Source organism: Pseudoalteromonas arctica, from assembly GCF_012927645.1.
In the GTDB taxonomy this organism is placed as follows: domain Bacteria; phylum Pseudomonadota; class Gammaproteobacteria; order Enterobacterales; family Alteromonadaceae; genus Pseudoalteromonas; species Pseudoalteromonas arctica_A.
The window spans coordinates 1-4,489 of record NZ_JABBMT010000059.1 but is presented as its reverse complement, the minus strand read 5'-3'; the positions used below and the strand labels follow the sequence as shown (position 1 = coordinate 4,489).

At 39.4% G+C, this 4,489-nt stretch carries 5 protein-coding genes and 1 pseudogene; 2 read left to right on the top strand and 4 right to left on the bottom strand.

The window, feature by feature from the left end; all coding sequences use genetic code 11:
• A partial coding sequence (locus HHO47_RS18605; protein ID WP_169021644.1) for a transposase occupies window positions 1-377 on the top strand: 377 nt, incomplete at its 5' end.
• Window positions 378-523: 146 nt separating this feature from the next.
• Here HHO47_RS18605 and HHO47_RS18600 read toward each other — a convergent pair.
• The 4 genes and pseudogenes from HHO47_RS18600 to HHO47_RS18585 form a co-directional block, all read right to left on the bottom strand.
• The gene (locus HHO47_RS18600; RefSeq protein WP_169021643.1) at window positions 524-1,153 is read right to left on the bottom strand and encodes a hypothetical protein; all 630 of its coding nucleotides are present in this window, start codon (window positions 1,151-1,153) and stop codon (window positions 524-526) included.
• Between the two features lie 259 nt (window positions 1,154-1,412).
• A pseudogene (locus HHO47_RS18595) lies at window positions 1,413-2,342 on the bottom strand (IS91 family transposase); the annotation flags it as partial.
• A gap of 1 nt (window position 2,343) precedes the next feature.
• Window positions 2,344-3,183, bottom strand: coding sequence for a tyrosine-type recombinase/integrase (locus tag HHO47_RS18590; protein WP_169021641.1), 840 nt, complete (start codon window positions 3,181-3,183; stop codon window positions 2,344-2,346).
• A 207-nt stretch (window positions 3,184-3,390) separates the two neighbouring features.
• Window positions 3,391-3,966 (bottom strand): GIY-YIG nuclease family protein, encoded by a 576-nt coding sequence (locus tag HHO47_RS18585; protein ID WP_169021640.1) that lies wholly within the window; start codon window positions 3,964-3,966, stop codon window positions 3,391-3,393.
• A 418-nt stretch (window positions 3,967-4,384) separates the two neighbouring features.
• Here HHO47_RS18585 and tnpA point away from each other — a divergent pair.
• On the top strand, window positions 4,385-4,489 hold a 105-nt coding region (tnpA, locus tag HHO47_RS19830), incomplete at its 3' end, for an IS66 family insertion sequence element accessory protein TnpA (protein ID WP_432651944.1).

The window sequence follows — 4,489 nt, the reverse complement described above, 5'->3', positions numbered from 1 at the left end:
ATGACCTATTTAACGAACAGCCTTGTGAAATAGACGTCCGCCCTGATGTTGAAACAGAGCGAGACTTTTTACCGGGTAGTCACACACTTAAAGATACATTATTACTTGCTGATGCAGGGTATTTTGATTTAGATTATTTTGAGCAAGTATCTCAAGATGGCGGCTACTTTTTGGTCAGAGCAAATAAAAACATCAACCCAATCGTTACATCAGCTTATTGCGCGGGTATAGAACTCAAAGAAAAGAATATTAAACTCAAAACGTTACTCGAGAAATTCGCAAGCCAACCACTTGAATTAACAGTACGCTGGAAGAAAAATGGACCCCTGTACATTTGCCGTTTTACAATAGGAAGTTACGCGATCAACGTTCCTTAAGAACTAAGGTATGAGGTTTTTATTACACTTTAAACCCATATCATATCTAATACTAATTGGGTTACCATCAGGAGTAATGCCCCTAAACAATAGAACCCAATCATTTTCTATGATACTAGCATTACAATCATATTTACAAAGACTTACTAAAGGTCATCAGTTGAACAACTAGTTCCACAGCCGCCACAACTCACGGAGCCGCAACATTTTAATATGCGACCTGAACCGTCTCCACATTTCGAAGTACAACATCTTTTCCTTGCCATTGGCTGGATAACCAAATCATTTACCAACGTCTGTTTTTTTGATTCGTAATCACTTATATTTATAATCCTAGGATCAGTTTTAAATATTTCATTATCTCTTGAATATGCCGTGACAATCATATCTAAGCTATTTTCATTTGAGAAAATTGAAATAATGCCTTCTGCGCCAGCTTCATTCAAGATTGATGAGTTAGATTTCGAAACCCATACATTATTATGGAAAGACAAGTATTCTATTTCAATAGATATTAAGCCCTTCTTTTTTAAGTTTTCTTTATGACTGGTGACATGCAGCTTCGAAATAGGTTCTTTAGTAATATCATCAAGAAATGTAACAGTCGATTTTTTATTATCTAAAAGAAGTAGGCTGACTTCATGTACAATATTTCCATCATCTACTATTTTGACCGTGGCGTCAGTTAAGTCTGCATACAGCTGACTATTTGCCAAAGCTAAACTCGATATTGAAAAGGCGATAATTATAAGAGCAAGATTTATTAGTTTTTTCATTTTTTATCTCCACGTCCTGTGAATTGACGTTGATAGGATTAGGACGAGTAAAACCCTAACGTCTTAGTATTTATACGTTACGTTGTTTGTATCGTATAAATACCTTGTTGAACGAAGCATACTCCTCACTCAACATTTTTATTGGTATGCTTAATGCTATAGGAATTCTCTTTTTTAGGGAAGTTGTTGATTGCAGTTTTATTGGACATCTATTTACCACTAGACGTGTTAATTACTGTTTATTTATTTCATTTTTACGCTTTTTGGCTCTACACGCACTGGCTAAAAAACCGTAGTGTCGTATTCGCATAAATCCACTTGGGAGCACATGCAGTAAATAGCGCCTGATAAATTCTATGCCCGTTAATGTCATGCGCTTTATTTTGCTGTCTCGGTAGTCTTTATAGCTAAACGTGACACTTTCTTTTGTTACCTGCTTGAGTCGTCCTTCATGCAACATGCCTTTACGTGTGTAGCGCCCAAGGTATTTCAACACCGTTTTCGGGTCGGTCAAATTCACTTTGCTGTGTACGCACCATGATTTTTTAATGAGCAATTCGCTTTGAGGTATCGTTAGTTTATGTGCCCTAATGGCTGCTAGCATTTTTGCTCTAAACACGGTTGCTAAGGCTTTTACTGCAAATAAATACGGCTTTTTAACACCGTGCCACTCACCTGACGATGTTAATACGCCACCTGGAATTAAACAGTGCAAATGAATATGTTGAGCAAGGCTTTGCCCCCATGTATGTAACACCGCAGTCATTCCTAACGTGCCTTGTAACTGTTTTTTACGCTGCGCAAACTGACTGAGTGTTTGCCATACAGCATGAAATAAACAACTGTAAATCTCACGCGGATATTGCCTTGCTAATCCATTTAGTTCATGAGGGAGTGTAAATACCAGATGAAAATAAGGCGCATTGATAACATCTTTACTTTGTTGTTCACTCCATTGCTCGCTAACATGCCCTTGGCACTGAGGACAGTGTCTATCTCTACATGCGCAGTACACTGTTTTATTATGCTCGCAGCTATCACACTGCCACTGCTGAGCACCTAACTTTACGGTTCGACAGTCCTGTATGTGCTGACACACTCGCTGTTGTTGATAGGTTAATGCATGGACTTTTTTATAGTTACTGAGATGTTGCGCTAAGACATCTGCAACATGATGCGTCGTTGCCATCTTAATCCTCCTCCCACGCAGCCATTAAATCATGGCTACTATGTGCCATCTCTGGCAACCAGTGCAAATAACGCTCTGTCGTACGAATACTCGTATGTCCCAACTGCTTTTGTAACTGGTGAAGCGCCATACCTGCTTCAATTTGATGTGTAGCATAAGCGTGACGCAAACTATGCGCGGATACATTTTTTGCAATGTCAGCCCGTGCTACCGCACGTTTTAATCCAGGACTAAACGTTTTTGCATCTATCGCTTTCTCTTTATCCCAATTAGTACAAAACAGTATACTGCCAAGGGAAAAGCCTGCTATATAAGCGTTTAATCGCCTTGCTGCGCTTTTAGGTAATATGACACGACGGTCTTTATTGCCTTTTCCTGCTCTAACCCATAGGCAGTCTTGGCTAAATTCAATATCAACTACTCGTAAATTCAGTAATTCACTTATTCTGAGTCCACAGCCATAGCAAATACAAAGCATGACTTTTTGTTGTGCAGATACCGTATTTAAAAACAGGCGATGAACCTCTTCCCGTGTTAGCAGTATCGGTATTTTGTGTGCTTTTTTAGGCAATACAATATCAATGCTGAATGAGCGCTGTAGTACATATTTATATAAAAAATTAACGGCATTGAGTTTTACTGCAATCGTTGCACGCGACAAGTGCTGTGTTAGGTTTACATACCTAAAATACGCCTCAAGCTCTTCCTTATTAATTAAGTCAGGCGATTTATCGTAGTAATTAGCTAACTGAGCGAGTGCATTTATATAAGATTCTTCGGTACGTGGTGAGTAGCCTCTTAAACGGATCTCGTCTATGACGCGTTGCCTTAATGGGGTCATTGGTTTTCTCCGGTAAATGGGGGAAGTCCCAATGACAAGTGTGGCAATTATGCTGGAGGTTGCTAGCTCCGCGTAGCGGCTTAGTTCAACGCCCGCTTAAGCGGACAAAAATTGTTGGTTATAATGTGGAGCGAAGCGGAACCTAACCAACTGTTTTTGTTCCGTTTAAAGCGCTTGTTAGGTTTTGGCTTGCCTACTTAAAAACAATCAATCCCAACAATCACAATCTTCACCGCAACCGCCAGGCATATAGCAATTGGGATCTACTGGGGGAGAGCTTAAATCATTTACTTGATATCGAGGGCGTGAACGACCTTGAAGAAATTCAGGGTTTTCCCAAGCGTAGATGACACCGATGTCTCGTACATTGCAATGATAGCAATACATTTCCGAACTAAAATTTTCGTATAAAAAATCGTTAACACGTTCCCTCATTTCCATGGGAGTAACATAAAACCATTCAGAAAGTCGGCCTGAGATTTTATGAGGTATGCACTGGTACGAACCACTTAGAAATTTTTTCACAGAATCTTCTATGAAGGCAACTCTATCAGCATTCACTCCTTCTTTTATTTTAAAAGCACAAAGAAGAGCATAGAAAGGGTTCTGAGTTCCGTTTGACCTTGTACCAAGAGAGCCAGTCGTTAATCCTATTTTTGCCATGGCATCGCGATCAGTATCAACTCCAATATAAATCCAATTTATTGTGGAGTTATCTTGCCTGAGTCTTTCATTTTCAACCCACTCCATTTTATAGTCATGTCCGAACGCGCCACCCGCCATATGCACCTCTAAAAGTATAAAAATATGATTAATGCGGATGAACCGCCAAAAAACCTAACGCCGTAAATAAACGGCAAAAATTAGTTGGCTATAATTTGTGAGGTACGAACAAAGCCAACTGATTTTTGTCCGCCCTTTTTAATTTGCTTTGTTATATGCCCGATTACACCCCAAGATTTCTAAAAATTACCCGAGCTAACATCAATAGAACAGTATAAATGAGAACTAATGTAACAAGCATTCCCAATAACCCCAAAAACACGACGTTCGTGGGTAATTCTCTCAGTGCTGGTTTACATCTACGTTTAATACACCACCCACATAGTGAACTAAAGACAGTAAGCGTCTAGCAAAGTGCACCTGCCAGTAACTCGTCAAACCGATTAAGCTATTTCTGAATTTCAATGAGGAGATAGCCATGAGAAAAACACGCAGCCTTGAACAATGGCGTAACATTATCGAAGAACAACAAGCCAGCGATTTAACTATTACTGAGTTTTGCCAACAACATGCTTTATCAAAA

Excerpts from the sequence above, each read along its gene's own strand:
- HHO47_RS18600 (WP_169021643.1), bottom strand. The coding sequence starts at position 1,153 with ATGAAAAAACTAATAAATCTTGCTCTTATAATTATCGCCTTTTCAATA.
- HHO47_RS18590 (WP_169021641.1), bottom strand. The coding sequence starts at position 3,183 with ATGACCCCATTAAGGCAACGCGTCATAGACGAGATCCGTTTAAGAGGC.
- HHO47_RS18585 (WP_169021640.1), bottom strand. The coding sequence starts at position 3,966 with ATGGCGGGTGGCGCGTTCGGACATGACTATAAAATGGAGTGGGTTGAA.